At 67.5% G+C, this 24374-nt stretch carries 28 protein-coding genes; 15 read left to right on the top strand and 13 right to left on the bottom strand.

All coding sequences use genetic code 11. The features are described from left to right. Positions 1-33 precede the first annotated feature (33 nt). From AC1RRR_RS16320 to AC1RRR_RS16310, 3 genes are read right to left on the bottom strand one after another with little or no spacing between them, the layout of a single operon-like run. Complete coding sequence (locus AC1RRR_RS16320) at positions 34-255, bottom strand: alkylphosphonate utilization protein (protein WP_291871567.1); 222 nt, start codon at positions 253-255, stop codon at positions 34-36. A gap of 6 nt (positions 256-261) precedes the next feature. After that, positions 262-1179 carry a site-specific tyrosine recombinase XerD gene (locus tag AC1RRR_RS16315; RefSeq protein ID WP_492814676.1) on the bottom strand — a complete coding sequence of 306 codons (918 nt, stop codon included), beginning with the start codon at positions 1177-1179 and terminating at the stop codon, positions 262-264. Next, positions 1176-2651 (bottom strand): hypothetical protein, encoded by a 1476-nt coding sequence (locus tag AC1RRR_RS16310; protein ID WP_492814674.1) that lies wholly within the window; start codon positions 2649-2651, stop codon positions 1176-1178. Before AC1RRR_RS16310 ends, AC1RRR_RS16315 begins: the two co-directional genes overlap by 4 nt. Positions 2652-2711: 60 nt before the next feature. Here AC1RRR_RS16310 and AC1RRR_RS16305 point away from each other — a divergent pair, with 60 nt between their 5' ends. The 3 genes from AC1RRR_RS16305 to AC1RRR_RS16295 are packed head-to-tail and all read left to right on the top strand — an operon-like array spanning position 2712 to position 4854. Next, on the top strand, positions 2712-3278 hold the full coding sequence (locus tag AC1RRR_RS16305; RefSeq protein WP_492814672.1) for a shikimate kinase: 567 nt from the start codon (positions 2712-2714) through the stop codon (positions 3276-3278). A gap of 10 nt (positions 3279-3288) precedes the next feature. Continuing rightward, complete coding sequence (gene aroB, locus AC1RRR_RS16300; protein ID WP_492814670.1) at positions 3289-4401, top strand: 3-dehydroquinate synthase; 1113 nt, start codon at positions 3289-3291, stop codon at positions 4399-4401. A 9-nt stretch (positions 4402-4410) separates the two neighbouring features. Then, positions 4411-4854 (top strand): hypothetical protein, encoded by a 444-nt coding sequence (locus AC1RRR_RS16295; protein WP_492814668.1) that lies wholly within the window; start codon positions 4411-4413, stop codon positions 4852-4854. Between the two features lie 47 nt (positions 4855-4901). On the opposite strand, the gene AC1RRR_RS16290 is transcribed toward AC1RRR_RS16295, so the two are convergent. Next, on the bottom strand, positions 4902-5462 hold the full coding sequence (locus AC1RRR_RS16290) for a DUF308 domain-containing protein (RefSeq protein ID WP_492814666.1): 561 nt from the start codon (positions 5460-5462) through the stop codon (positions 4902-4904). Between the two features lie 152 nt (positions 5463-5614). Here AC1RRR_RS16290 and AC1RRR_RS16285 point away from each other — a divergent pair, with 152 nt between their 5' ends. After that, positions 5615-6070 carry a MarR family winged helix-turn-helix transcriptional regulator gene (locus AC1RRR_RS16285; RefSeq protein ID WP_492814664.1) on the top strand — a complete coding sequence of 152 codons (456 nt, stop codon included), beginning with the start codon at positions 5615-5617 and terminating at the stop codon, positions 6068-6070. A gap of 12 nt (positions 6071-6082) precedes the next feature. Here the strand turns inward: AC1RRR_RS16285 and AC1RRR_RS16280 are convergent, their stop codons facing one another. Continuing rightward, a complete protein-coding gene (locus AC1RRR_RS16280; protein WP_492814663.1) occupies positions 6083-6646 on the bottom strand; it encodes a hypothetical protein in 564 nt (187 codons plus the stop codon). A gap of 135 nt (positions 6647-6781) precedes the next feature. Here AC1RRR_RS16280 and AC1RRR_RS16275 point away from each other — a divergent pair, with 135 nt between their 5' ends. The 3 genes from AC1RRR_RS16275 to AC1RRR_RS16265 all read left to right on the top strand — a co-directional run bounded on the left by AC1RRR_RS16275 (position 6782) and on the right by AC1RRR_RS16265 (position 10137). Continuing rightward, positions 6782-8068 carry an HlyC/CorC family transporter gene (locus AC1RRR_RS16275; RefSeq protein WP_492814661.1) on the top strand — a complete coding sequence of 429 codons (1287 nt, stop codon included), beginning with the start codon at positions 6782-6784 and terminating at the stop codon, positions 8066-8068. Positions 8069-8169: 101 nt separating this feature from the next. Then, positions 8170-9765 carry an HWE histidine kinase domain-containing protein gene (locus tag AC1RRR_RS16270; protein ID WP_492814659.1) on the top strand — a complete coding sequence of 532 codons (1596 nt, stop codon included), beginning with the start codon at positions 8170-8172 and terminating at the stop codon, positions 9763-9765. Positions 9766-9768: 3 nt separating this feature from the next. After that, complete coding sequence (locus AC1RRR_RS16265; RefSeq protein ID WP_492814658.1) at positions 9769-10137, top strand: response regulator; 369 nt, start codon at positions 9769-9771, stop codon at positions 10135-10137. Positions 10138-10270: 133 nt separating this feature from the next. Here AC1RRR_RS16265 and AC1RRR_RS16260 read toward each other — a convergent pair whose 3' ends face one another. From AC1RRR_RS16260 to AC1RRR_RS16250, 3 genes are all read right to left on the bottom strand, one after another. After that, on the bottom strand, positions 10271-13336 hold the full coding sequence (locus tag AC1RRR_RS16260) for a TonB-dependent receptor domain-containing protein (RefSeq protein WP_492814656.1): 3066 nt from the start codon (positions 13334-13336) through the stop codon (positions 10271-10273). Positions 13337-13744: 408 nt separating this feature from the next. Further along, a complete protein-coding gene (cdd, locus tag AC1RRR_RS16255) occupies positions 13745-14161 on the bottom strand; it encodes a cytidine deaminase (protein ID WP_492814654.1) in 417 nt (138 codons plus the stop codon). 90 nt (positions 14162-14251) lie between these two features. Continuing rightward, a complete protein-coding gene (locus AC1RRR_RS16250; RefSeq protein ID WP_492814652.1) occupies positions 14252-14524 on the bottom strand; it encodes a BolA family protein in 273 nt (90 codons plus the stop codon). 58 nt (positions 14525-14582) lie between these two features. Between AC1RRR_RS16250 and AC1RRR_RS16245 the strand changes: the two genes are divergently transcribed. Continuing rightward, a complete protein-coding gene (locus tag AC1RRR_RS16245) occupies positions 14583-15239 on the top strand; it encodes a J domain-containing protein (protein WP_492814651.1) in 657 nt (218 codons plus the stop codon). A gap of 24 nt (positions 15240-15263) precedes the next feature. Here the strand turns inward: AC1RRR_RS16245 and AC1RRR_RS16240 are convergent, their stop codons facing one another. Beyond that, positions 15264-16436: a carboxynorspermidine decarboxylase gene (locus AC1RRR_RS16240; RefSeq protein WP_492814649.1), complete on the bottom strand. Its 1173-nt coding sequence runs from the start codon at positions 16434-16436 to the stop codon at positions 15264-15266. A 17-nt stretch (positions 16437-16453) separates the two neighbouring features. Beyond that, positions 16454-17659: a saccharopine dehydrogenase family protein gene (locus AC1RRR_RS16235; protein WP_492814648.1), complete on the bottom strand. Its 1206-nt coding sequence runs from the start codon at positions 17657-17659 to the stop codon at positions 16454-16456. Between the two features lie 164 nt (positions 17660-17823). On the opposite strand from AC1RRR_RS16235, the gene AC1RRR_RS16230 reads away from it, so the two are divergent. After that, positions 17824-19089, top strand: a complete 1266-nt coding sequence (locus tag AC1RRR_RS16230) for a family 43 glycosylhydrolase (RefSeq protein ID WP_492814646.1) — start codon at positions 17824-17826, stop codon at positions 19087-19089. A gap of 80 nt (positions 19090-19169) precedes the next feature. After that, on the top strand, positions 19170-19607 hold the full coding sequence (locus AC1RRR_RS16225) for a hypothetical protein (protein WP_492814644.1): 438 nt from the start codon (positions 19170-19172) through the stop codon (positions 19605-19607). On the opposite strand, the gene AC1RRR_RS16220 is transcribed toward AC1RRR_RS16225, so the two are convergent. Further along, entirely contained in the window at positions 19591-20295 is a 705-nt protein-coding gene (locus AC1RRR_RS16220) for a phosphatase PAP2 family protein (RefSeq protein WP_492814642.1), read from the bottom strand. The genes AC1RRR_RS16225 and AC1RRR_RS16220 overlap by 17 nt on opposite strands. A gap of 135 nt (positions 20296-20430) precedes the next feature. Between AC1RRR_RS16220 and AC1RRR_RS16215 the strand changes: the two genes are divergently transcribed. The 5 genes from AC1RRR_RS16215 to AC1RRR_RS16195 all read left to right on the top strand — a co-directional run bounded on the left by AC1RRR_RS16215 (position 20431) and on the right by AC1RRR_RS16195 (position 23315). Continuing rightward, positions 20431-20805 (top strand): RcnB family protein, encoded by a 375-nt coding sequence (locus AC1RRR_RS16215; RefSeq protein ID WP_492814640.1) that lies wholly within the window; start codon positions 20431-20433, stop codon positions 20803-20805. A 76-nt stretch (positions 20806-20881) separates the two neighbouring features. After that, entirely contained in the window at positions 20882-21892 is a 1011-nt protein-coding gene (cobS, locus tag AC1RRR_RS16210) for a cobaltochelatase subunit CobS (protein WP_492814638.1), read from the top strand. Positions 21893-21979: 87 nt separating this feature from the next. Further along, positions 21980-22225, top strand: a complete 246-nt coding sequence (locus AC1RRR_RS16205; protein WP_492814637.1) for a DUF2188 domain-containing protein — start codon at positions 21980-21982, stop codon at positions 22223-22225. A gap of 75 nt (positions 22226-22300) precedes the next feature. Beyond that, entirely contained in the window at positions 22301-22855 is a 555-nt protein-coding gene (locus AC1RRR_RS16200) for a bactofilin family protein (RefSeq protein ID WP_492814635.1), read from the top strand. Positions 22856-23009: 154 nt separating this feature from the next. Then, positions 23010-23315 carry a hypothetical protein gene (locus AC1RRR_RS16195; protein WP_492814633.1) on the top strand — a complete coding sequence of 102 codons (306 nt, stop codon included), beginning with the start codon at positions 23010-23012 and terminating at the stop codon, positions 23313-23315. Positions 23316-23439: 124 nt separating this feature from the next. On the opposite strand, the gene AC1RRR_RS16190 is transcribed toward AC1RRR_RS16195, so the two are convergent. Both AC1RRR_RS16190 and AC1RRR_RS16185 read right to left on the bottom strand, forming a co-directional pair. Beyond that, positions 23440-23667, bottom strand: coding sequence for a hypothetical protein (locus AC1RRR_RS16190; protein WP_492814632.1), 228 nt, complete (start codon positions 23665-23667; stop codon positions 23440-23442). A 182-nt stretch (positions 23668-23849) separates the two neighbouring features. Next, a complete protein-coding gene (locus AC1RRR_RS16185) occupies positions 23850-24230 on the bottom strand; it encodes a hypothetical protein (protein WP_492814630.1) in 381 nt (126 codons plus the stop codon). Between the last annotated feature and the right edge of the window lie 144 nt (positions 24231-24374).

The raw sequence follows: 24374 nt of genomic DNA, 5'->3' as shown, positions 1-24374 counted from the left end.
GATCGTGGGGCAGACTAGTCCACTGAGGTTAAGCTAGGCCTTCTTCACGAACTCGGTGCGCAGAACCAGGCCCTTCACCTTGTCGACATTGGCCTCGATCTCGTCGGGGTCGCCGGTCAGGCGGATCTTCTTGACCACCGTGCCGCGCTTCAGGGTGACGCCGCCCGAGCCCTTGACCTTCAGGTCCTTGATCAGGGTGACGGTGTCGCCGTCGGCCAGCAGGGTTCCGTTGGAGTCGCGGGTCTCTTCGCTCATGGCTCTCTAGCGCTTTCTGCCAAGCGGATGCTTGGTCTGGACGACGTGCTGCAAGTGCTCGCCGGCCACGTGGGTGTAGATCTGGGTGGTCGCAATGTCAGCGTGGCCAAGCAAGGTCTGGATGACCCTTAAGTCGGCGCCGCCTTCCAGAAGGTGGGTGGCGAAGGCGTGGCGCAGGACGTGGGGGCTGACCTTCTCGCGGTCGACCCCGGCGGCGATGGCGGCGTCTTCCAGCAGCTGGCCGACGCGGCGGGCGGTCAGGCGGCCTGCCGCACCGCGCGAGGGGAACAGCCAGGGGCTGTCTTTCGCACCCTTGGGCAGGAAGCTGGGACGCTCGGTCAGATAGGCCTTCACCGCCGTGCGGGCGGCGTCGTTCAGGGGGGCCAGCCGCTCCTTGCCGCCCTTGCCCTTGACGATCAGATAGGCCGGATCGCGCGCCAGGGCGGTCAGAGGCAGGGCCAAGAGCTCGGAGATCCGCAGGCCCGAGGCGTAGATCAGCTCGATCATGCACGACAGGCGCAGGCCCTGGGCGCCGTCCTTCTGGATCGCGGCGGCCAGCAGGCGCTCGATCTCCTCGCGCTCCAGCACCTTGGGCAGAGGGCGGCCGGCCTTGGGGGCGGCGACGCGGCGGGAGGGGTCGTCGGCGCGCCAGGTCTCGCCCAGCACGAAACGGTAGAACTGGCGCACGGCCGAGCGGCGACGGGCGGCGGTGGCCGGCGACAGGCCGCGCGCGGCGAGGTCCTGGAAATAGGCCTCGACCGTTTCGGCGTCGGCGTCGTCCAGGTCGCAGCCCTTGCCGGCCAGGAAGGTCCGGGCGTCGTCCAGGTCCTTGCCGTAGGCGGTCAGGGTGTTGCGGGCGGCCGCGCGCTCGACGGCCATCATCTCCAGGAACGCGTCGACCCAGCCCGCGCCTTTCGTGCTCATTTCACGAAGGCCAGGCCCAGCAACCCCTCGACGACGATGGCGCGGGCGTCGGCGGAGAGGCCGGCAGGGTTCAGGGCGCGGGCGATGCGGGCGCGGTCGGCGGGGATCGGGCCGGTCGCGCCGCTGTCGACGGCGATCGACAGGGCCAGCAGGCCCGCCTCGCCCTTGCGCTTGGCCGCGCCGGCGTCCTCCAGCACCTGCATCCGCGCCGGCGAGGCGACGGACTTGGCGAGGTCGAAGCCGGCGAACTGGGCGCGGTCGTCGGGGTCGAGGCTGCCGCCCAGGCTGGACAGCAGCACGGCGGCGGCCTGCGCCTTCGCACCGCCGGAGACGCCGCGCGAGATCAGATTGCCCAGCACCTGGTTGTCGACCTTGCCGGAGGCGGCGGCGATCAGGGCGTCCAGCGTGGCGAGGTCGGCGGCGGTCGCGCCGGGGATGGTGTCGCCGGTCAGACGGCTACGGATGGCCTGGGCGCTGGCGACGTCGCCGGCCGCCAGAGCCGCGCGGGCCATCAGCACTGGGTCCTGCAACGGTCCACCCGCCGCCGCCAGGGCGGCGATCGAGGCCGATGCGGCGCGGGCGGCGTCGATGAAGGCCGGCAGGGTCTTGGCCTGGCGCAGGAAGGCCAGGTTCGAGGCCTCCTGCGCGGTCAGGTCGGCGCCGGACGACACGCCCGAGATGTCGCCGCTGGTCTTGATCAGGGGCTTCAGCGCCGGCGAGGCCGAGACGATGGCGGCGGCCGACTGGATGTCCAGGTTCAGGCGGCGCGACAGGGCGTAGTTCACGCCGTTCTTCAGGTTGGCCGCGCCTGGCGCCGTGCCGCTCAGGGCCGCGCCCATCAGGCGGGCGTAGTCGGCGTCTTTCGTGGCGTTCTGGGCCAACTGGAAGGTCAGCTGGGCGGGATCGTTCTGACCGGCCTTCAGCTGGCAGAAGGCCCGCAGCCGCAGCCAGTAGGCGCCGCCGCGATCGACGGTCAGGGCGTCCTGCGTGCGGCAGGCCTTGTCGTCGTCGCCAGCGATCAGGGCCGCCTCTGCGGTGGCCATCGACAGCGCCGCGCTGCCGGGCGCCCCGGTCGCGCGGTCCAGGATGGTGTTGGCGCCCTTGGCCTCGCCCAGGGCGATCAGGGCCAGCGCCCGCTGGGCGCCCATCTCGACATTGTCGCCCACGCCGGCCGGGCCGTTAGCCCCGGTGGCTAGCAACCGCTTGGCCAGGCTGGCGAAGGCCGGCGACAGGGGCTTGGTCCCGCCCAGTTTGGGAATCACGTCGCGCAGGATGTCGGGCGCGGCGTCCTTCCACAGGTCGCCCGGCAGGCCGGTGTCGGCGGCGGGGGCCGAGAAGTAGTCGGGCGCGGCCAGGCTGGTGACCTTGACCTCTTCCTGGGCGGCGACGGGACCGGCGGCAGCCAGGGCGACGAGCAGCGCGAGCGCTTGCGGAGAACGCATCGAAAGGACCATGGACCGGTTATGACGCATGACGGAGTTCTCGCAAACTTGGCGGTTTGGCCAAGCCTCGTGTAAACCCGCGACCGCATCATGACCGAACTCGCTCACACCGCTGAAGATCTCGCCCCGCTGCGCGAGAAGACCATCGTCCTGGTGGGACTGATGGGCGTGGGGAAATCCAGCGTCGGCCGCCGCCTGGCCGGGGTGCTGGACCTGCCGTTCCGCGACGCCGACAACGAGGTCGAGGCCGCCGCCGGTCGCTCGATCTCCGAGATCTTCGCCGAGCTGGGCGAGTCGGCGTTCCGCGACGGCGAGCGCCGGGTGATCGGCCGCCTGCTGGACGAGCCGCCGCACGTGCTGGCCACCGGCGGCGGGGCCTTCGTCAATCCCGAGACCCGCGCCCTGATCAACGAGAAGGCCGTCTCGGTCTGGCTGAAGGCCGATGTCGAGCTCCTGGCCCGCCGCGTCTCGCGCAAGGACAACCGGCCGCTGGTGCGGGGCAAGGACCCGGTCCAGGTGCTGACCCAGCTGGCCGAGACCCGCAACCCCGCCTATGCCGAGGCCCAGGTGCACGTCCAGACCGGCGACACGCCGCACATGGTGGCGGTCGAGGCCATCCTGGCCGCCCTGCGCGCCCATCCGGCCCCCACCGAGTAGGAGTACCGCCATGATCCGCACCGTTCCCGTGGGCCTGGGCGATCGCGCCTATGACGTGGTCATCGGTCCTGGCCTGATCGACAAGGCCGGCGAGCGGATCGCCCCAGTCCTGGGCAAGCGCAAGCGCGTGGCCATCGTCACGGACAGCAATGTCGGCGAGCACCACGGCGAGCGCCTGGCCGTGTCGCTGGAAAAGGCCGGCGTCGCGGTCGACGTCATCACCATTCCGCCGGGCGAGGAGAGCAAGAGCTTCGAGGGCCTGCAGGACCTGTCCGACCGCCTGCTGGCCCTGGGCCTGGAGCGCGGCGACCAGATCGTGGCGTTCGGCGGCGGCGTCGTCGGCGACCTCGCCGGCTTCGCGGCGGCGATCTACAAGCGCGGCATCGACTTCGTGCAGGTGCCGACCACCCTGCTGGCCCAGGTCGACAGCTCGGTGGGCGGCAAGACCGCCATCGACACCCCGCGCGGCAAGAACCTGATCGGCGCTTTCCACCAGCCGCGCCTCGTCCTGGCCGACCTGGACGTGCTGTGCACCCTGCCCGCCCGCGAGCTGGCCTGCGGTTATGCCGAGATCATCAAGTACGGCCTGCTGGGCGACTTCGCCTTCTTCGAGTGGCTGGAAAAGAACGTCCACGCCGTGCTGGAGCGCGACGTCGACGCCCTGGTCCGCGCCGTCGGCCGCTCGGTAGAGATGAAGGCCGAGATCGTCGAGGAAGACGAGAAGGAAGCCGGCCGCCGGGCCCTGCTGAACCTGGGCCACACCTTCGGTCACGCGATCGAGGCCGAGATGGGCTTTGGCGATGCGTTGAAGCACGGCGAGGCGGTGGGCGTGGGCATGGCCCAGGCGTTCCGCTTCTCGGCGCGTCAGGGACTGTGCTCGAGCCAGGACGCGGTCCGGGCCGAGGCGGCGATCAAGGCCGCCGGCCTGCCGACGCGGATGAGCGACGTGCGTCCCGCCCCCTTCAACGCCGACGCCCTGGTCGCCCACTGCGGCCAGGACAAGAAGGCCGAGGGCGGCAAGCTGACCTTCGTGCTGGTGCGCGGGATTGGCGACGCCTTCGTGGCCAAGGACGTGGATCGCGAGGCGCTGAAGGCGTTCCTGGTCGAGGAAGGCGCGGTCTAGGAGGCGGCTATGCTGCGGACGGTCGTCGGGGTCGCCACTGTCGCCGCCCTGATCGGAGGATGCGCCGTCCTGGGGCGGCCCGAGGCGCCGATTCCCGGCGTGGACTATGTCGTCTCTGTCCACGACAACGCCACCGCCCAGCGTTTCGACGTCAGCCTGACGTCACGCTCCAAACGCAAGCTCTGCCTGCTGCCGGAGCAGTGGCCCGGCCCCATCGGCAAGATCGACTGGGCCAGGGACTATGTCGCGGTGAAGGTCGGCGGGACCCGCTATCCGCTCGAAGACTGGAACGGCGGCTACTGCATCGGCGGCTGCTACGTCGCCAAGGTCAGCCCCGGAAAGAGCGTCAGCGCCTTCATCCCGTATGCGGATTTCGAGGGCTTCGGAGCGGAGCACTATCAGGCCGAAAAGGCGCTGGTGTTTTCGCCGCTGGCCAGCTGGTGCTCCGGCTAGGCCATGAGTAGATCCCCCCCCGCATCGCGGGGGAGGAGCTATTAGGTCTAAGTCCGCTTGCGCCCCTTCAGCGTCAGCGCGATCGCCGCCACCAGGAAATAAAACGCCCCGAACCCGGCATAAGGCGCGATCTCCACCGGCGCGGGCGGATGCCCACCCGCCTTCAGCGAGCCGGCGATCATGAACACCCCGGCCAGCACCGACTGCGCGCCGCTCAGCACCATCGGCCACTGGCCGCCCACCGAGCGCCAGCGCCGCAGGCCGGCGACCAGTTGCAGGATCCCCGAGAACGCCGCCCAGACGCCGAACACGGTCAGCACCCGGCGCGGATCGGCCTGCAAGGCGAACACCACGGCGAAGGCCACCGTCAGGCTGACGAACAGGTTGAAGGTCTGCGGCGGGTTGGCCGCGAAACCGCCGTTGGACCGGGCGTCCAGCGCATTGGCCAGGGCGTCCCAGGCCGGATAGGCCACCAGCAGCACGCCGCCGATCAGCGGATTGCCGGTCCCGACCGCCACCGCGGCGAGGATCCAGGCGACCGACACGCCGGCCCGCAGGAAATAATAGCGCTTGAGACCGTCGCGCTGAACGTCTTCGACATGGGCCATGACGGCCTCCCTGGAGTGAATTTTCCATGCCGAGACATTATATGTCGCGACATATGAATCCGCTCTACAGAGCCGCACTGGCCGAGTCCAGCCATTATTTGTCACGACATCTAATTTCGCGGTAAGAACCCTCGACGATCAGGAGCCCCGCCGTGTCCGACTTCATCCCCACCCTCGACCAGCAGCTGTGCTTCTCGCTGTACGGGGCCAGCCTGGCGATCAACCGCGCCTACAAGCCGCTGCTGGACGCGCTGGAGATCACCTATCCGCAGTACCTGGTGCTGAGCGCCCTGTGGGAGAGCGACGGCCTCAGCGTGGGCGCGATCGGCGAGCGGCTGGGCCTCGACTCCAGCAACGTCACCCCGCTGGTCAAGCGCATGGAGGCCGCGGGGCTGGTCGGCCGTGTCCGCAATCCAGCCGACGAGCGCCAGGTCGTGGTCAGCCTGACCGACGCCGGCCGCGACATGCAGGCCCGCAGCACGTGCCTCGGCCAGACCCTGTTCGCCGCCGGCGGCATGAGCGTCACGCAACTGGTGCAGCTGAACAAGGACGTCCAGGCGTTCCGCGACTCGGTCGCGCGGTTCGTCAGCGACCAGCCCAGGCCTTGAGCAAGGAGCGACCTACGGCGTCGCCGGCTCTTCCCGCGACAAGCCTCGCGCTTCCAAAGCCTCGAACAGCGCGGGCGCGCCTTCGACATCCGAAAAGAAGATGTCGAATACTCCCCCGCTCCTGAGCTTGAGCATGAGGCAGGCCGACCGGTCGTCCAATGACCACGACACCACGTCGCGCCACCTGACCGTCCTGCGCCGCAGGATGGTGCGGTGCTCCACGATCTCGTCGCCGGAGAAATCGACCCGCCAGAGCGACAGGTTGGCGAAGTAAAGCGCGCCGGACGAAATCATGGCCACCAGCAGGTAGAAGACGATGGCCCGGGGTCCACGCGCCTCCCAGCCGGGACCCCCCATCCAGCTCCAGGCGAACGCCATGGCGAGGAAAGCCCAGGCGAAGACGGACAGCACCCCCACAATGGCGCCATGCCTCAGCACCCCGGGCCTCAGCGGCCCCCGAAGGAACCTGACCAGGGCCACGGCCAAGTAGACGAAGACGACGAGCCCCGCGGCGCCGACCGTCAGGCGGAAAACGAACTTGCCCAATCCCGCGAGCATTTCGACGATGAATTCCATAGACCTCCCCCCGGCTCGGTCAGCGCTCGATCCCTAGTTGATTTTTCTGCGGCGACCAACGCGGCGCACGCGAGCGCCCTGGAGGCGCGGTCTTTGTCCCTCCCCGACGTCGCCGGCTTGGCCTAGAACACCCCCATGCTCACCGCCCTGCTCGGCCTCGCGCCCGTCGTTATCGCCCTGCTCACCCTGTCGGCGATCTTCTCGGCCGCCGAGACGTCGATGACCGGGGCCAGCCGCGCTCGCATGCACCAGCTGGAGCGCGAGGGCGACGCGCCGGCGCGGCGGGTCAACAAGCTGCTGTCCGACCAGGAGACGATGATCGGGGCGGTGCTGCTGGGCAACAACCTGATCAACATCCTGGCTTCGGCCCTGACCACCCAGGTGCTGACCACGCTGATCCCCGGCCCGTGGGGCGTGGCCGTCGCCACCGCCGTCATGACCGTGCTGGTTCTGGTCTTCGCCGAGGTGCTGCCCAAGACCGTGGCCATCGTCCGCTCGGACGACGTGGCCCGCACGCTGTCGGGGCCGACCCTGTTCATCGTCCGGGCGTTCGGCCCGATCATCTACGCCATCCAGTGGATCGTGCGCCGCACCCTACGCCTGTTCGGCGTCAAGCTGGACATGGCCGTCGACGTGCTGGCCGCCCACGAGGAGATCCGCGGCGCGGTCGACTACCACCATTCCGAAGGCCTGGTCGAAAGCGGCGACCGGCGCATGCTGGGCGGCGTGCTGGACCTCTCCGACATGGACGTCTCGGAGATCATGGTCCACCGCAAGTCGATGGTGCTGCTGGACGCCGACCTGCCCGCCCGCGAGCTGGTCGACGAGGTGCTGGAGGCCCAGCACACCCGCGTGCCCCTCTATCGCGACGAGCCCGACAACATCGTCGGCGTGCTGCACGCCCGCGACCTGCTGAAAGCCCTGGCCCAGTCCCCGACGGGCGTCGAGGGCCTGGACATCGCCGCCATCGTCCGCGAGCCGTGGTTCATCCCCGATACGACCAACCTCAAGGACCAGCTGAACGCCTTCCTCAAGCGCAAGAGCCACTTCGCCCTGGTCGTCGACGAGTACGGCGCCCTGCAGGGCCTGGTGACGCTGGAGGACATCCTGGAAGAGATCGTCGGTGAGATCGACGACGAGCACGACACCGCGCTGGAGGGCGTGCGGCGCCAGGGCGACGGCTCGGTCAATGTCGACGGCCACGTCACCGTGCGCGACCTGAACCGGGCCATGGACTGGCGCCTGCCCGAAGGCGACGCCGTCACCATCGCCGGCCTGGTCATCCACGAGGCCCAGATGATCCCCGAACCGGGCCAGACCTTCATCTTCCACCGCCACCGGTTCCAGGTGTTCCGTCGTCAGAGAAACCAGATCACCGCCCTGCGGATCAGCGCCCCTCTGGACGACGACAGCGAACTCTGAATCACTACGGTCAAGTTTCCGGCTTCGCTTTGGGAACCGGATGAGAAAGGACGCGTTTCGTGTCCTTACGGACCAGGGGCGGTCCGGCGTGGAGGGGCGCGTTGGTCAAGTTGGCTGAGACGGACATTCGCGAGGACGGCGAAGCCGTTCTGCGTGCGCGTCTGGCCCGGCTGGATAGCGCGCTGGCCGATGAAATCCGCAAATCCGACACCCTGGCGCGGGTCAGCGAGGCGGTCGCCTCCAGCCTCGACATCGACAGCTGCGTGCAGGTGGTGATCGACGGAGCCCGCGAGATCAGCGGCGCCCAGTTCGGAGCCTTCTTCTACAATCTGGTCGACGCCGAGGGCGAGTCCTACACCCTGTACCGGCTGTCGGGCGCGCCGCCCGAGGCCTTCGCCAACTTCCCCATGCCGCGCAAGACCGAGATCTTCGCCCCGACCTTCGACGGGACCGGCGTGGTGCGCTCCGACGACATCACCCAGGATCCGCGCTACGGCCGCAACGCGCCGCGCAAGGGCATGCCCGAGGGCCACCTGCCGGTGCGCAGCTACCTGGCCATTCCGGTCTCCAGCCGCCAGGGCGAGGTGCTGGGCGGCCTGTTTTTCGGCCATTCCGAGCCGGGCCGCTTCTCGCCGCGCGACGAGACCCTGCTGGTGGGCCTGGGCGCCCAGGTCGCGGCCACCATCGAGTCGATCAAGCTGAACGCCGGCTCGCGGGCCGAGCTGGACCATCGCCGCAAGGCCGAGGAGCGGCTGAAGTTCGCCCTGGACAGCGGCGGCATGGGCTCGTGGGACCTGGACGTGGCCACCAAGGCCTACGAGGCCTCGGACCTGTGCAAGGCCAATTACGGCCGCCGTCCGGACGAGGCCTTCACCTTCGCCGACCTGATCGCCACCATCCATCCCGAGGACCGGCCGCGCATCCTCAGCGCCATCGAGACCGCCATCCGCGACGGGGCCGAGTACGACGTCGAGTACCGCGTGATCCATCCGACCGGCGAGCTGCGCTGGCTGCACGCACGCGGCCGCGCGGCCCAGACCGCCGACGACGGCGGCGTGCGCCGCCTGGCCGGGGTCTCGCTGGACATCACCGAGCGCAAGCGCTCGGACGAGCGCCAGAAGCTGCTGGTCAACGAGCTGAATCACCGCGTGAAGAACAGCCTGGCCACGGTGCAGTCGATCGCCGCCCAGACCCTGCGCTCGGTGGCCGCGCCGGAATATTTCCGCGACGCCTTCGAGACCCGGCTGATCGCCCTGTCCCACACCCACGACCTGCTGACCCGCGAAAGCTGGGCCGGCGCCAGCCTGCGCGAAGTGTTCGACGTCGAGCTGCACGCCATGGCCGGCGAGGACCGCGTGACCTTCGACTATCTCGGCGACGTGCGCCTGAACCCCAAGGCCGCGGTGGCCTTGGGAATGGGCATCCACGAGCTGGCCACCAATGCGGTCAAGTACGGCGCCCTTTCGACACCGGACGGCCGCGTGGCCGTGGATTGGTCGCAGGAGGACGGGGTCCTCCGCCTGATCTGGACCGAAAGCGGCGGCCCGCCCGTCACCCCACCGGCCCGTCGCGGCTTTGGCGTCCGCCTTCTGGAGCGCGGCCTTGCGGCCGAGCTATCCGGCGGGGTCGAGCTGACCTATGATGCGACGGGACTCGTCTGCCAAATGGCGTTGCCCCTGCGCGCGCTGGAGCCCTGACACATGACTGCACTTTCCGCCCTCAAGGTTTTGGTCGTCGAAGACGAAGCCCTGGTCTCGATGCTGGTCGAGGACATGCTGACCGATCTCGGCTGCACGATCGTCGGCCCCGCCGCCGAGATCGAGGAAGCCCTGAAGCTGGCCACCTCGGCCGACATCGATGCGGCCCTGCTGGACGTCAATCTGGGCGGTCGCCCGATCTTCCCGGTGGCCGACGCCCTGAAGGCGCGTGGCGTGCCCTTCGCCTTCGCCAGCGGCTATGGCGAGGCGGGCCTGACCGAGGACCACAAGGGCGCCACGGTGCTGCAGAAGCCCTTCCGCGAGGCGGATCTCCGCCGCGTGCTGGAGAGCCTGGTCAGCCAGACGGCATAAGGGAGGCGGCCTAACGGCCCTCCCCCATCGCAAGACACGAAAAAGGGCGGCTCCGCGAGGAGCCGCCCTTTCTCTTTGGCTGATCGCCGCTCTGGAAGAGCGGCCGGGAGGCGAACCTCCCGGCCGTCATCGCTTAGAAGCGGGCGTTCAGGCCGACTTGGTAGTAGCGACCCAGGACGTCGTAGACGCCCAGGCCCGTGGTGCCCCACGGCGCTTCTTCGTCGAACAGGTTGCGGACGTTGAGGCGAGCCTTCACGCGGTCCAGACCCAGACGACCACCGACCAGTTCGGTCAGGTCGTACGAGATGGCCAGGTCGTTCAGGTAGTAGTCCTTGACCCACAGCGGATCGCGGGTTTCCGGGGTGAAGTCCTTGTTGAAGTAGGACTTGCCCGTGAAGCTGGTCGTCAGGGTGACGGCCAGCGGACCGCGCTTGTAGGTGGTGTCCAGGCGCCAGGAGACGTCCGGGTTACCGATTTCGCCCTTGTCGTCGTTCAGGTCGAAGCCCAGGCCGGTGACCGAGGTCTCCTGCTTGTTGACGTGGAACAGGTCGAAGTTGAAGCCGAAGCCGCCCAGGTCGGCGCCGTTGGCGCTCTTAGCCAGGAACGGGATGTCGGTCAGTTCGAAGTTGTAGTCCACGCCCAGGGTGGCGCCCTGGAAGTTGGTGTAGCCAGCGTTGACGAAGCCGGTGGCCGGGCCGGTGTAACCGGTGGTCTGGTCGGCGGTCACGACTTGGCCGGTCGAGTTACGACGGAAGCGCGAGCAAACGTCGGCCGGCTTGCTCGGCGAGTCGTAGCAGACCTGCATGATCGAGCTGAGCGTGAAGTTGGCGATGGCGTCGGTGATGTCGACGTTCACCCAGTCGAAGCTGATCGCCAGGCCCTTGATGAACGAGGGCTGGTAGACGAAGCCCACCGACCATTCGTCAGCCAGTTCGTTGCGCAGGCTGCGGTTGCCCGAGGTGGTGCCTTGGACGGTCGCGGCCTGGACGTTCGAGGTCAGGCTGAAGTTCGACGGCAGACCCAGAGCGGCGAAGTCGGCGCGGCAGTTGGCGCCGCGGGTCGCCGGGTTCGGGCCCGAGTTGATGTTACGCGCATCGCAGGGGTCGGTGGCGGTCATGAAGCTGACCGCGTTCGGCAGGAACAGCTCGGTGATCGCCGGGGCGCGGAACGAGCCCGAGCGGGTGCCGCGGATCAGCAGGTCGTTGATCGGCTTCCAACGAACGCCATAGCTCCAGGCGTCGTTCTTGCCGGCCAGCGAGTTGTCCACGCGACGACGCGCGCCTTCCAGTTCCAGGCTACGCATGCCCGGGAACGAGAAGTCACCGCCGAAGATCGGGATCAGACCTTCGATGTAGGCTTCCTTGGTCTCGTACGAACCGCTCAGCGACGAGATGGCGGCCGAACGGCCCACGCCCAGACGCTGGGCGTCGTTCGGCGTGAAGCGCGACTTTTCCTTACGGTACTCGTAGCCGGCGTTGAAGCTGACCATACCGGCCGGCAGCTTCACGATGTCACCGCCGAAGTTGGCTTCGTAGCCCGTTTGGATCAGGGCGTAGTCGCTGACGAAGTCGACGCTGATGTACTTCTTGGCCGCTTCGCTCGGAGCGCCCAGACCGAACATGTTCAGCGGGGCGCAGCCGGCGGCGCGAGCAGCGGCGCTACGGCAGACGATGGCGCCCGTACCGTCACGCACCGCGTCGATCGCGTTGGTGAACTTCACCTGGTCGATGTTCGGCGAGGAGAAGGTGCCCCACGACTTGCCGAAGTTGGCCGCGACGTTCCAGAAGAACTTGCGGTCGGCGAATTCGAAGTCGCCTTCCAGGTTGAACACCGTGCGCAGCAGGTCGCCTTCGGTGCTGGTCTTGTTGTTACCCAGGTCGGCCGAAGCGCGGCTCAGGTAGAAGATGCCTTCGCCCGGGTTGGCGGTGTCGGCCGTCAGCGGGGTCGGCTGACCCAGCAGAGCGGTGCGGGTCGCCGCCGGCAGGAAGGGGTTGGCCGTCGAGAAGGCCAGCGAAGCCGAGTTACCGCCGAAGATCGGGGCGTTGTAGATCGGCTGGTTGTACGGCTCGACCGACGTCTGGTGGTTGTAGAACAGTTCCGAGTTGAAGCGGATGTGGTCGGTGACGTCGTAGCGCGCGAAGAAGGTCGCGACGTGACGCTTCACCGGCGAGATCAGCGACGACAGGTCGGCCAGGTTCATGCCGTCGCCGCCCGAGGCGACGCTGGCGCTCCAGAACTGTCCGGTGTTGTACGGGATCAGCGTGCCGCCCGGACCGAACTGGGCCGTGATGCGCTGGCCCGGGTTGCTCGGGTCGGCGATGGTCAGCAGGCTCGACAGGGCCGAACCGCTGTTGCGGAACGCCAGACCGCCCAGGGTCACTTCCGGGATGCGGCGGTTCAGGGCGATGATCGAGCCCGGGATGCCATCGGTCGTGGTGCGGTTGGCCGGGTTGACGACGAAGGCCAGCTGACGGGCGGTGATCGGACGATCGTTGAAGCCCAGCTGGGTGGTTTCGTTGTACTCGTAGCTGCCCGACAGGTTCAGGCGGCCGTCCATGAAGTTACGGCCGACCGTGATGCGGCCGCGATAGACGTCAGCGTCGTTACGGTCCGAGACGCCGTACTGGCCGTCGATTTCGACGCCTTCGTAGTGGGTCTTGGTGATGACGTTGATGACGCCGGCGATGGCGTCCGAGCCGTAGACGGCGGCGCCGCCGGCCTGGATGGTTTCGATGCGGTCGATCAGACCGGTCGGGATGGCGTTGAAGTCGACCTGACCACCAGCGCCCGAACCCGAGAACAGCGAAGCCACGTTGCTGCCGACGAAGCGGCGGCCGTTCACCAGGGTCAGGGTGCGGTTGGTGCCCAGGTTGAACAGGTTGATGTAGTTACGACCCGTGCCGAACGAGCCTTGGTCGCCGATCGGATTGATCGGGACGCCGGCCGACGGCATGTCGTTCAGGGCGTCGGCGACGTTGGTGTAGCCCTTCGAGTCGATCGACTCCGAGCTCAGCACCTGGATCGGTTGCGCCGAGACGAGGTCCGGACGGCGGATGCGCGAACCGGTGACGACGACGGCTTCGAGTTCAGCGGTATCCTCTTTCGGAGCGCTGGCTTGCTCGGCTTGAGCGAAAGCGGTGCTCGCGCTGGCCAGCGCGATCAGCATGCTGGTGCCGAGGAGGAGGGAACGACTGATCATGTAAGGAAAAAACCCCCGAATTGGACAAGCGGCCCACTGAGCCCCGCATCAGCCAAACGCGGGACTTCGGAGTGAGCCTTGTGGGGGAGCGTAGGCGAGCGTCGGTTGGGTGACACCACCAATACGCCGAACGCTGTGACTTCGTGCCCAAACCGTTACCTCCAGGACACAGAAATGCCATAGAGGCCCAGCTTGGACATGGAACGTTGCATTACACGAAGTTAATAGGTTCTGCCCGCACACCCGGAAATGGCGGCAAAAACATCCATTTTTCCGTACATGTCACGCAGTTAGGGCAAAAATTTTCACCGAACGTCACAATTCGATGATCGAGTTCGGAACATTCGTTTGAACTGTACACCCGAATTCTAAAGTCCAAGATTTTGACCTTTTTGCCCGAATTCGGCCTCAGTCGAGGTCGCGCGGGCCGAACGAACGGGGCAGCAGGCTCCAGAAATCGACCCGCTCGGTGGTCTCTCCGCCCTGCACAGAAACCACCTCGCAAGCCTCGCCGGCGAACTCGGCGATGCGTTGGCGGCAGGCGCCGCAGGGCTGGACCACGGCGTCCGAGCCGGCCGCGATCAGCACCTTGTCGATGACCCGCGAGCCGCCGGCCGTGATCATGGCGCCGATCGCCGTCTGTTCGGCGCAGGTCCCGACTGGATAGGCAGCGTTCTCGACATTGACGCCGTAATGGACCCGGCCCTCGGCGTCGATCACCGCCGCCGCCACCGTGAACTTCGAATAGCGGGCGTACGAGCGCTCCAGCAGGCCAGGCAGGACCTTGGCGGCGTCCTGTTCAACGGTGTGGTGGGTAGCGCTCATGGTCTTTCCTGCCTTCCGGCAGTGGATCGCGCCGGGGAGAGAGGCAATCAGCCGCAGCCCTCCCAGGCAAGCAAAAAAGTAAGCGCCGCCTTACCCCTCGCCCGGCGCCGTCGCGATGATCGACAGGGCGTGGACGGGGCCCGCCAACTCCTCGGCCAGCACCTTCATCACCATGCGCTGGCGCATCACCCGCGCCTTGCCTGCAAAGGCCTGCGCCTCGATTCGCAGATTGAAGTGGCTTTCGCCCGCTCCAGTGTGCCCAGCGTGGCCGTGATGGCGGTCGCTATCGTCCACAAGCTCCAGCTTCGAGGGCGAAAAAGCCTCCTCCAGCTTGCTGCGGATGGTGTCCGTGACGGCGCCCATGTCGGTCTCTTGCTTGTCAATCCTTGAACGGAAATAGCCTGGGCTTACTCTAGACGCCATGAGCCGCGAGTTCGAATACCGTCCCAAATTCACCGACATCCGGGTCCGGCCGCCCAAGAAGGGCGAGGACGACCCGGTCAACGACGTGCTTGGCCTCAAGCCCGGCGAGAAACGGTGTGACCATCCCGACTGTCGCCTGGCCGGATCGACCAGGGCGCCGAAGTCGCGCGACCTGCCGAACCAGCACTACTGGTTCTGTCAGGCCCACGCGGCCGAGTACAACAAGAACTGGAACTTCTACGCCGGCATGAGCGAGGCGCAGATCCGCGCCGCCCAGGAGACCGAACGCCAGACCGGCGGCCGTCCGACCTGGAGCTTCAAGGCCGACGCCAATTCGCGCGAAGCCGCGGCGGCCGCCGCGCGCGACGCCCGCGCCTTCGCCGACCCGTTCGGGATCTTCCGCGCCCAGCAGCGCAAGGCCGAGTCCGCGCGCAGCGCCGCCGAGCGCAGCCTGGGCAAGCTGGAACGCGGGGCCCTGGCCGACCTGGACCTGGAAGCCGGCGTCGACAGCGCCGCGATCAAGGCCAAGTACAAGGAGCTGCTCAAGCGCTTCCACCCGGACGCCAATGGCGGCGACCGCAGCGCCGAGCACAAGCTGCAGCGGGTCATCAAGGCCTACAAGACCCTGCAGAAGGCCGGGATGGTGAAGAGCTAGACCGGCCCGCCTTGGGCGCGACCGTCAGGACAGGCGGTCGCGGAACGCGGCGTAGTCGAACTGGCGCACCACCTTCAGCGCGTCGGTGTCGCTGTTCCACAGCGCGATCGCCGGCAGCGGCACGCCGTTGAAGGTGTTGGTCTTGACCATCGAATAGTGGGCCTGGTCCAGGAACGCGATGCGCGTTCCTGGGGTCGGGCGTTCGGCGAAGACGTAGTCGCCGATGACGTCGCCGGCCAGGCACGACGGACCGCCCAGGCGGACGGCGACGCCCGCCTGCGGCTCGCCCAGCATGGCGGGGCGATACGGGGCCTCGATCACGTCCGGCATGTGGCAGGTCGCCGAGATGTCGGTGATGGCGATGGGCATGCCGTTGTCGAAGACGTCCAGCACCTCGCCGACCAGGATGCCCGCGTCCAGCGCCACGGCCTCGCCCGGCTCCAGATAGACCTGCACGCCATGGCGCTGGGCCAGTTCGTTCAGGAAATCGACCAGGCGCTCCGTCTGATAGTCGGCGCGGGTCACGTGGTGGCCGCCGCCAAGGTTCAACCACTTCACCCCGCCCAGCAGCGGGGCCAGCTTGGGCTCCACCGCCGCCCAGATACGGGCCAGCGGCTCGAAATCCTGCTCGCACAGAGCGTGGATGTGCAGGCCGTCGACGCCCCGCATGTGCTCGGGCCGCAGCTGCGACACCGGGAAGCCCAGGCGCGAGCAGGGCTGGGCCGGGTCGTACTTGGCGACCTCGCCCTCGGAATGTTCGGGGTTCAGCCGCAGGCCGATCTCGAAGACCTCGCCCTCGGCGCGCGCCTTGGCGATCACGCCTTCGAAGCGCGTGACCTGGTCCGGCGAGTTGAAGATCACGTGGTCGGACAGCCGCAGGATTTCCGGCAGGTCCTCGGCCTTGTAGGCGGGCGAATAGGTGGTCAGCTCGCCCTTGTAGAATTCGCGCGCCAGCCGCGCCTCCCACAGCCCGGAGGCGCAGACGCCGTCGAGATAGTCCCCGACGACGTCCGCCAGCGACCACATGGAAAAGGCCTTCAGGGCCAGCAGGACGCGGGCGTTGCCCCGGTCGCGCACATCCTTCAGCACCGCCAGATTGCGCCGCACCGCGACCTCGTCCACCACGAAGGCGGGCGAGGCGACGCGGTTCAGGTCGAAATGCGCGAAGGCGCCCGGATCACCGGCCCTGGTTTCCATGGGTCTGTTCCGTTTCCCTAGAACGCCAGCGGTTGCGCCAGGTCCTGAACCTTCCACGGCAGGCCGTGCTGGTTCAGCATGTCCATGAACGGATCGGGGTCCAGCTGCTCCATGTTGAACACGCCCTCGCCCTTCCACTGGCCCGTCAGCATCAGGGCCGCGCCGATCATGGCCGGCACGCCCGTGGTGTAGCTGACCGCCTGGTTGCCGGTCTCGGCATAGGCCGCCTCGTGGCTGCAGACGTTGTTGACGTAGACCGTCCGGGCCTGGCCGTCCTTCTGGCCGGTGGCGATCGTGCCGATATTGGTGTTGCCCTTGGTGATCGGGCCCAGCGACGACGGCTCGGGCAGCAGCGCCTTGAGGAACTCGATCGGGATGATCTCGCGGCCCTGGAACATCATCGGCTCGATGCGGGTCATGCCGACGTTCTCCAGCACTTCCAGGTGCTTGAGATAGCTGTCGCCGAAGGTCATCCAGAAGCGGATGCGCTGGATCTCCGGGTAGAACTTGGCCAGGGATTCCAGCTCCTCATGGTACATGAGGTACATGTTCTTGGGGCCGACGGCCTCGAAGTCGAACACCTGCTTGTGGCTCAGCGCCGGGCCTTCGACCCACTGGCCGTTTTCCCAGTGACGCGACGGCGCGGTCACTTCGCGCAGGTTGATCTCGGGATTGAAGTTGGTGGCGAACGGCAGACCGGTGTCGCCGCCGTTGCAGTCCAGGATGTCCAGCGTGTCGATCCGGTCCAGCAGGTGCTTCTTGGTGTAGGTCGTGAACACCGAGGTCACGCCCGGGTCGAAGCCGCTGCCCAGCAACGCCATCAGGCCCGCGTCCTTGAAGCGGTCCTGATAGGCCCACTGCCAGCTGTATTCGAACTTGGCCGCGTCGCGCGGCTCGTAATTGGCCGTGTCCAGATAGTTCACGCCGGCCGCCAGGCAGGCGTCCATGATCGCCAGATCCTGGTAGGGCAGCGCCAGATTGACCACCAGGCCCGGCTGCACGGCCTTGATCAGAGCGGTCGTCGCGGCGACATCGTCGGCGTCGATCGCGGCCGTCTCGATGGTCACGCCCGTGCGGTCCTTCACCGACTGGGCGATGGCGTCGCATTTCGACTTCGTCCGACTCGCCAGCGTGATGTGCGAGAAAATATCCGTGTTCATCGCCATCTTGTGGACAGCGACCGAACCAACGCCACCTGCGCCGATAACCAGCACCCTGCTCATTTTGGCTTCTCCTAAAGTCCAGTCTCCCCTAACGCGCTGAGCTGGCTCAGGGGGGCGCGCCTACTATCACGCGGATCGTGTCTTCGCTAACCGCGCGGTTCGATGATTTGACACAGGACGCGCCTGCGATATTTGTCCGAGTAATAACGACGCCGTGAGGACACATGCCGCGCTACGGGAAGACCACTGACCGCCGGACGCTGCTGGCGGGACTGAGCACGGCGGCTCTAGGCTTGATGGGCGCGCCGGCCTTCGCCCAGAGCCAAGGCCTGTTCTATCCCACCTATCCCAAGCCGGGCACGCCCAAACTGGAAGGCGCTGACAGCAGCCGCCGGATCATCGATCCGCCCGCCAAGGACTACTGGCCCTATGCCCGCATCAGCGGCGCGGGCCGCCCCGTCACCAAGGCGACCCAGGACGGCGGCTGGCTGTCGGGCCTGTCGGAGGTCAGCTACAAGGGGCCCGAGCCGCGCCCCTACCCCATCGCGCCTTGGGGCCAAGCCGACAGCGGCTCGGCCGTGAAGAGCGGCAAGCTGCCCGCCATCCGCCCGATCTGGGACGCCCACATCCGCGACACCATCGTCTGCCTGGGCGGCGACGGCTTCTACTACATGACCGGCACCACCGGCGATAACTGCTGGGCGGTGAACGACGGCGTCGAGCTGTGGCGCTCTCGCGATCTCAAGAGCTGGAACTATCTGGGCCTGGTCTGGAGCATCGACCGCGACGGGACCTGGGAGCAGAATTGGACCGCCCGCGCCGGCGTGCCGTTCCGCGCCCTGTGGGCCCCGGAAATCCACTTCCTGGGCGGGAACTTCTACATCTGCCACTGCATCAGCGGCGTCGGCATCGGCGTGCTGAAGAGCACCACCGGACGCGCCGAAGGCCCCTACGCCCACGTATTGTCGGACAAACCGATCAAGGGCGGCATCGACTCAACCCTGTTCGAGGCCGCCGACGGCAAGATCTATCTGTCGTGGGGCGCGGCCACCAAGATTCGCGAGATCAAGCCCGACTTCAGCGACTTCGCCGGCGACTGGCAGGACCTGGTGTTCGCCGACGACGGCGTCGATCCCAAGGCCCAAAAGGCCGGCAAGCCCTTGCGCCGCGTGGGTTTCGAGGGCGCGACCTTCTTCCGGGCCAACGGCAAGTACTATGTCGGGGCCTGCAACAAGGACGAGGGCCGCTATTCGTTCTGGTTCGCCTCGTCGGACAACCTCCTGGGCCCCTATTCCGACCGTCACGAGGGCCCGCCGGGCGGCGGCGGCGGCAACCTGTTCCGCGACAAGACCGGCCGCTGGTGGCAGACCTTCTTCGGCAATGACGACCAGATGCCCTTCCGCGAAAAGCCGGGCCTGATCGCCATCGAATTCGACAAGGCCGGCCGCGTGGTGGCCTCCAAGGACCAACCCTTCAAGCCGTTCACTTAGTGTCTGGCGCCTAGTTCACTTGCGAAGCAGTCGCTGACTGAGCCATCTTTCGCCGCCACTGGGCGAGGGACGACTCTTCGATGACCGACACCGATCGCGAGTGGCGCGCCCCGGCCGATCCGCCGACGCCCGTGACGCCCGTGCCGTTCGGCAAGCCCTGGAGCATCTGGTTCTGGGGCGGGCTGATCTCGACGGCGGGCCTGGCCCTGGCCGTCGCGCCACGCGTCGTGCTGCACCTGCTGGACGTGGATGTCGGCGCGTCGGGCCTGCCCTGGGTGCGGTTCGCGGGTCTCGTCCTCCTGGCCTACGCCATGGGCTACCACGTCGCCGGCTGGACCGGACAGCGCACCTATATGCGGGCCTCGGTGGTGCTGCGGGTGTTCTCGCTGGTGGTGATCGGCGCCTTCGTGCTGCTGGACTGGCTGCCCAAGGCCTGGCTGGCCGTGGGCCTGGTGGACTTCGTCGGCGCGGTGTGGACGACGCTGGAACTGCGCTGGCGGCCTAAGCCGAAGGCTTGAACCGCCGCTGCACCAGGAACGCCGCGAACCAGCAGGCCATGGCCCAGGCCGCGCCGACGCACCAGCCGGCCAGCACGTCGCTGGCCCAGTGGACGCCCAGATAGATGCGGCTAAGGCCCACCATCAGGCTGACCAGCACACCTGCCCCCACCGCCAGCACCTTGACCCGCCGTTTGTCGGCGAAGCGCGCGGCCAGCACGCCCAAGGTGAGAAAGACCACGGCCGACAGCATCGCGTGGCCCGACGGGAAGCTGGCATTGACCGCCTCGACCGCCCGATAGGCCAGGTCCGGCCGTTCGCGCCCGAAGACCAGCTTCAGCCCCTGACTGATCAGCAGGCCGCCCCCGGCCCCCGCCAACAGCAACAGGGCCTCGGTCCAGCGCCGCAAGGACGCCAACAGGGCGAAGGCCAGGGCGATCACCAGGGTCAGCACCGCCACCGAGCCCAGAGCCGTGATGTCGGTCGCCGCCAGGTGCAGCCACTTGGGCCCGACCAGCTCGTGCGGCAGGCCGTCGACTCGCAAGGCCCGCAGCACCGCCATGTCCAGCGCCCGGGTCTCACCTTCGGCAACTTCTTCGGCGATCGACAGGAAACCCCAGGCCCCGAAGGCCGCGATCAGCAGGGCCGCGGTCGCGCCCAGCTCGCGCCGGGCGGTGTCCAAAAGTCCTCGAAAGGCGATACGGATCAAGCGGATAGCTCCTGGACCGTCGGGTTCATGCTACAATATTTCCCTTTTGAAACATGAACTTAAGCTGACCAGGGCCGTTCAGGTTCCAAGCATGTCGGACCTCGTAGGTTCGACTTCTCAACAAGGAGACCCGACATGAAACGCCTGATCACTGCTTCGCTCGCCGTTCTGATGCTGGCCGGCGGCGCCTCCGCCGCTTCCGCCCAGGACTATCGCCGCGACCACAACAACAACGGCCGCTACGACAGCCGCGACCGCGCCTATGAAAACGGCCGCCGCGACCAGGCCCGCGCCGAAGACCGTCGCGATCGCCGTGAATACCGCCGCTGGGCCAAGGGCCAGCGTCTGGACCAACGCTATCGCGGCAACAGCTACTATGTCAGCGACTACCGCGCCCGCGGTCTGCGCGCCCCGCCGCGCGGCTATCGCTGGCAGCGCGTGGACGACCAATACGTCCTGGCCGCCGTCGCTACCGGCCTGATCGCTTCGGTGATCATCGCCAACCGCTAAAAAAATGGGTCTCGAGGGGGTGTCGCGCTGCGGCGCCCCCTTCCCTCACCCTAGGTCAAAGGGCTAATTCGGTGCCATGCCCGAGTTCGCCGATAACAGCTCCGCCAACGATCCCCTGATCACCCTGGTCCCCGACAAGTGGGTGACGCTCCGCGACGCATTCGGCGTCGACAGCGACATGAAGGTCCCGTTCTTCTCGCACCGCGACGCGCACGTCCCCGAGATCGACACGGCCTACAAGTTCGACCCGCAGACGACGAAGGCCATCTGCGCCGGCTTCGCCAAGGACCGCCGCGTGATGGTCCAGGGCTATCACGGCACCGGCAAGTCCACCCACATCGAGCAGATCGCCGCGCGCCTGAACTGGCCGCTGGTCCGCGTGAACCTGGACAGCCACGTCTCGCGTATCGACCTGGTCGGCAAGGACGCCATCGTCCTGAAGGAAGGCAAGCAGGTCACCGAATTCCGCGAAGGCATCCTGCCCTGGGCCCTGCAGCGCCCGATCGCCCTGGTGTTCGACGAATACGACGCCGGCCGTCCGGACGTGATGTTCGTGATCCAGCGCGTGCTGGAAGCCGGCGGCAAGCTGACCCTGCTGGACCAGAACCGCGTCATCCGCGCCAACCCGTATTTCCGGCTGTTCTCGACGACCAACACCATCGGTCTGGGCGACACCACCGGCCTCTATCACGGCACCCAGCAGATCAACCAAGGCCAGATGGACCGCTGGTCGATCGTCACGACGCTGAACTATCTGGAGCACGACGTCGAGGCCGCCATCGTGCTGGCCAAGAACCCGTCGTACGACACGGCCGAGGGCAAGCGCACCCTGGCCGCCATGGTCCGCGTCGCCGACATGACCCGCAACGCCTTCATGAACGGCGACATCTCGACCGTCATGAGCCCGCGTACGGTGATCACCTGGGCCCAGAACGCCGAGATCTTCGATCACGACGTGGCCCTGGCCTTCCGCCTGACCTTCCTGAACAAGTGCGACGAGCTGGAACGCCCCACGGTGGCCGAGTTCTTCCAGCGCGCGTTCGGAACGGATCTGCCGGAAAGCGCCGCGCGGGTGAAGGTCGCCTAGGCTCCGGAGCGTTTCGGACAAGACAGCGTCATCGGAACCGCCTCTACTGGCGGTCCGTTGACCTGCGACACTTTCCGGAGACGCCCCATGACCGACATCACCTACACCATCGTCGAACACGACGGCGGCTGGGCCTACAAGGTGGGCGACACCTTCTCCGAGACCTTTGCGTCGCACGACGCGGCGCTGAAGGCCGCCAAGACCGCGGCCGCCGAGCAACGCCAGCCGGGCGAGACCGAAGGCATCGTCTACGAAGACAAGAACGCGGTCTGGCACGGCGAGGTCGCGTCCGGCGACGACCGTCCGACGACCCATGTCGAGGACTCGAAGTAGCCGCCTTCCAGAAATTGGCCCTGATCTTGCGGCACGAAGCTTCCTGAAGCCCATTTTGAGACAAGGTCGCCGCCGATGTTCGCCAAGAAGAAAGAAGCCCCCGCGTCGCTGGCCCTGACTCCGCTGGAACAACCGCGCCCGGCCGCGCCGGCCGCGGTCCAGCCGCAGCAGGCCGCCCCCGCGCGTCCCAAGCCCGCCTCGCTGTTCTCGCAAGGCCTGACCGTGCGCGGCGACATCGTCGGCGACGTCGAGGTGCACGTCGACTGCGCGGTGCTGGGCGACGTGAAGGTGGGCAAGCTGGTGGTCGGCCCCAATGCCCGCATCGAAGGCTCGATCATCGCCCAGGCCATCGAAATCCATGGCCTGGTCATCGGCGCGGTCACCGCCCAGGCCGTGCGCCTGTACGGCACCGCTCGCGTCGACGGCGACATCACCCATGAGCAGCTGGCCATGGAAACCGGCGCCGAGTTCCAGGGCCGCAGCCTGAAGTTCCGCCGCCCGGCTCAGCCGCAACCGCAAGCCCAGGGCCACGCCCCTCAGCCTCACGCACAACAGGCGCCGGTCCCGCAAGCCGCGCCGCAACCGGCCCCTTCGGCCTCGCAGACGCCCTACAGCCACGTCTCGCACTAGGATTTTGACGGCTTTTCAGGCGCCGCGCCGGCTTCTGTGGCGCGGCGGCCACGCTTTTCCAGCTTCGGGAAAACCGGCGGAACGCTCACGCTAAGCCGGGCTTTGTTATGGTGTGGGTTGGCGAGAACCAACCCGGATCAAGGAGCCCAAATCCATGGCCGGCAAGCCTTTGCACATCGTGCCGCCCGTCTCGGGCGTGGCGGAAGTCTACGACCTGGGACGCGGTCCCGAGTCCACCGCCCAGCGCGTCAAACGCCTTCAGAACGAAGCCCGCATGCTGGCCCGCGAAGAGGTCGAACGCCTGGACCGCGACCTTCGCAAGCTCGCCGACCAGGCCAAGACGATCGCCGACGGCGGCGAGGCCTATCCGGCCGGCATCCGCGAACTGGCGGGCCGCATCGGGGTGGACACCGCCCAGCGGGCCGAGATCCTGCGGGCGCTGTTGGAGCGGCTGCACTAGCGGGTCCGTCCTCGTCCTTCGACAAGCTCAGGATGAGGACTACTTTTGACGACGGTTCACTAGAAACCTCATCCTGAGCCTGTCGAAGGACGAGGTTTCGGCCCCTGTGCCAAGCCGGGACGCCCTACGCTCCCGCGTTCGCCATCTTCCGCAGCCGCCGCGCCAGGTCTTCGGGCCGGTCGGCGATCTGGTCGAACAGGGCCTGGACCTCGGCCTCGCCGAAGCCGGCCGCGCGCAAGGTGCGCCAGGCGCCAGCCAGCACGGCCTCGGCGATGTCCAGGCGATCGTCGGCCAGGGCCAGGCCCGCGCCGAACGGGCTCTGCGAAACAGCATATTCAGTGGCGAACGACATGGGAGCCTCCTGCGGTCGGCAGTAATGTTCCTTTTTTGTTCGCATTCCGCAAGAGAGTCGAGTCCCCATTTCGGGACATGAAAAACCCCGAGATCCGGAGACCTCGGGGTCTGCGAGGTCGGGGCGGACCTACGCGGTATCAGGCGGCCGGCTCACAACGCCCGCCCAATCTTCAGAAGGGCTTAGCGGCAGACGGTCCGCTCGCGGTAGACGCCCTCGTAGCGATCGTAGTCGCGCGTGGTCCAGCACTCGCGGTCGCCATAGTACGGACGCGGGGCGTAGCCGTAGCCATAGCCGTAACGCGGCGGGGGCGGCGGGGCGTAGGCGCGGCGGCCGTAATAACGATCGTCGTAGTAGCGATCGTTGCGATTGCCGTCCGAGATCGCGGCGCCGACGGCCAGGCCGACGATGCCGGCGGCGACAGCCACGGCGGCGGTGTCGTTGCCGTGACCACGGTGATGACGATAGCGCGGATCGGCCGAGGCGGTCGTCGCGACCACCAGCGACAGAGCAGCGGCGCCGGCGGCGACCTTGCCGACCGTGCTGAACAGGTTGCGGGCCATGGAGGCCTCCTTGAGTTTCGCTTCCCGGCGCCCTTCGCGTCGTCCAGCGTCGAAGATGACGATCGGACTTCCCGCCTGAACGGCGCCTGAACGGATTCTTTCAACGAATGGCGGAACCGGTTTGTTCACCTTTTTCCGCCAGGG

The organism is Caulobacter sp. GW821-FHT12D05, from assembly GCF_058807295.1.
This window is presented reverse-complemented; position numbering and strand designations above follow the sequence as displayed.

What these genes read in the sequence shown, in the direction of transcription:
- AC1RRR_RS16320 (WP_291871567.1), bottom strand. Translation starts at nt 255, where the DNA reads ATGAGCGAAGAGACCCGCGACTCCAACGGAACCCTGCTGGCCGACGGC.
- AC1RRR_RS16315 (WP_492814676.1), bottom strand. Translation starts at nt 1,179, where the DNA reads ATGAGCACGAAAGGCGCGGGCTGGGTCGACGCGTTCCTGGAGATGATG.
- AC1RRR_RS16310 (WP_492814674.1), bottom strand. Translation starts at nt 2,651, where the DNA reads ATGCGTCATAACCGGTCCATGGTCCTTTCGATGCGTTCTCCGCAAGCG.
- AC1RRR_RS16305 (WP_492814672.1), top strand. Translation starts at nt 2,712, where the DNA reads ATGACCGAACTCGCTCACACCGCTGAAGATCTCGCCCCGCTGCGCGAG.
- aroB (WP_492814670.1), top strand. Translation starts at nt 3,289, where the DNA reads ATGATCCGCACCGTTCCCGTGGGCCTGGGCGATCGCGCCTATGACGTG.
- AC1RRR_RS16295 (WP_492814668.1), top strand. Translation starts at nt 4,411, where the DNA reads ATGCTGCGGACGGTCGTCGGGGTCGCCACTGTCGCCGCCCTGATCGGA.
- AC1RRR_RS16290 (WP_492814666.1), bottom strand. Translation starts at nt 5,462, where the DNA reads ATGGCCCATGTCGAAGACGTTCAGCGCGACGGTCTCAAGCGCTATTAT.
- AC1RRR_RS16280 (WP_492814663.1), bottom strand. Translation starts at nt 6,646, where the DNA reads ATGGAATTCATCGTCGAAATGCTCGCGGGATTGGGCAAGTTCGTTTTC.
- AC1RRR_RS16275 (WP_492814661.1), top strand. Translation starts at nt 6,782, where the DNA reads ATGCTCACCGCCCTGCTCGGCCTCGCGCCCGTCGTTATCGCCCTGCTC.
- AC1RRR_RS16265 (WP_492814658.1), top strand. Translation starts at nt 9,769, where the DNA reads ATGACTGCACTTTCCGCCCTCAAGGTTTTGGTCGTCGAAGACGAAGCC.
- AC1RRR_RS16260 (WP_492814656.1), bottom strand. Translation starts at nt 13,336, where the DNA reads ATGATCAGTCGTTCCCTCCTCCTCGGCACCAGCATGCTGATCGCGCTG.
- cdd (WP_492814654.1), bottom strand. Translation starts at nt 14,161, where the DNA reads ATGAGCGCTACCCACCACACCGTTGAACAGGACGCCGCCAAGGTCCTG.
- AC1RRR_RS16250 (WP_492814652.1), bottom strand. Translation starts at nt 14,524, where the DNA reads ATGGGCGCCGTCACGGACACCATCCGCAGCAAGCTGGAGGAGGCTTTT.
- AC1RRR_RS16245 (WP_492814651.1), top strand. Translation starts at nt 14,583, where the DNA reads ATGAGCCGCGAGTTCGAATACCGTCCCAAATTCACCGACATCCGGGTC.
- AC1RRR_RS16240 (WP_492814649.1), bottom strand. Translation starts at nt 16,436, where the DNA reads ATGGAAACCAGGGCCGGTGATCCGGGCGCCTTCGCGCATTTCGACCTG.
- AC1RRR_RS16235 (WP_492814648.1), bottom strand. Translation starts at nt 17,659, where the DNA reads ATGAGCAGGGTGCTGGTTATCGGCGCAGGTGGCGTTGGTTCGGTCGCT.
- AC1RRR_RS16230 (WP_492814646.1), top strand. Translation starts at nt 17,824, where the DNA reads ATGCCGCGCTACGGGAAGACCACTGACCGCCGGACGCTGCTGGCGGGA.
- AC1RRR_RS16225 (WP_492814644.1), top strand. Translation starts at nt 19,170, where the DNA reads ATGACCGACACCGATCGCGAGTGGCGCGCCCCGGCCGATCCGCCGACG.
- AC1RRR_RS16215 (WP_492814640.1), top strand. Translation starts at nt 20,431, where the DNA reads ATGAAACGCCTGATCACTGCTTCGCTCGCCGTTCTGATGCTGGCCGGC.
- cobS (WP_492814638.1), top strand. Translation starts at nt 20,882, where the DNA reads ATGCCCGAGTTCGCCGATAACAGCTCCGCCAACGATCCCCTGATCACC.
- AC1RRR_RS16205 (WP_492814637.1), top strand. Translation starts at nt 21,980, where the DNA reads ATGACCGACATCACCTACACCATCGTCGAACACGACGGCGGCTGGGCC.
- AC1RRR_RS16200 (WP_492814635.1), top strand. Translation starts at nt 22,301, where the DNA reads ATGTTCGCCAAGAAGAAAGAAGCCCCCGCGTCGCTGGCCCTGACTCCG.
- AC1RRR_RS16195 (WP_492814633.1), top strand. Translation starts at nt 23,010, where the DNA reads ATGGCCGGCAAGCCTTTGCACATCGTGCCGCCCGTCTCGGGCGTGGCG.
- AC1RRR_RS16190 (WP_492814632.1), bottom strand. Translation starts at nt 23,667, where the DNA reads ATGTCGTTCGCCACTGAATATGCTGTTTCGCAGAGCCCGTTCGGCGCG.
- AC1RRR_RS16185 (WP_492814630.1), bottom strand. Translation starts at nt 24,230, where the DNA reads ATGGCCCGCAACCTGTTCAGCACGGTCGGCAAGGTCGCCGCCGGCGCC.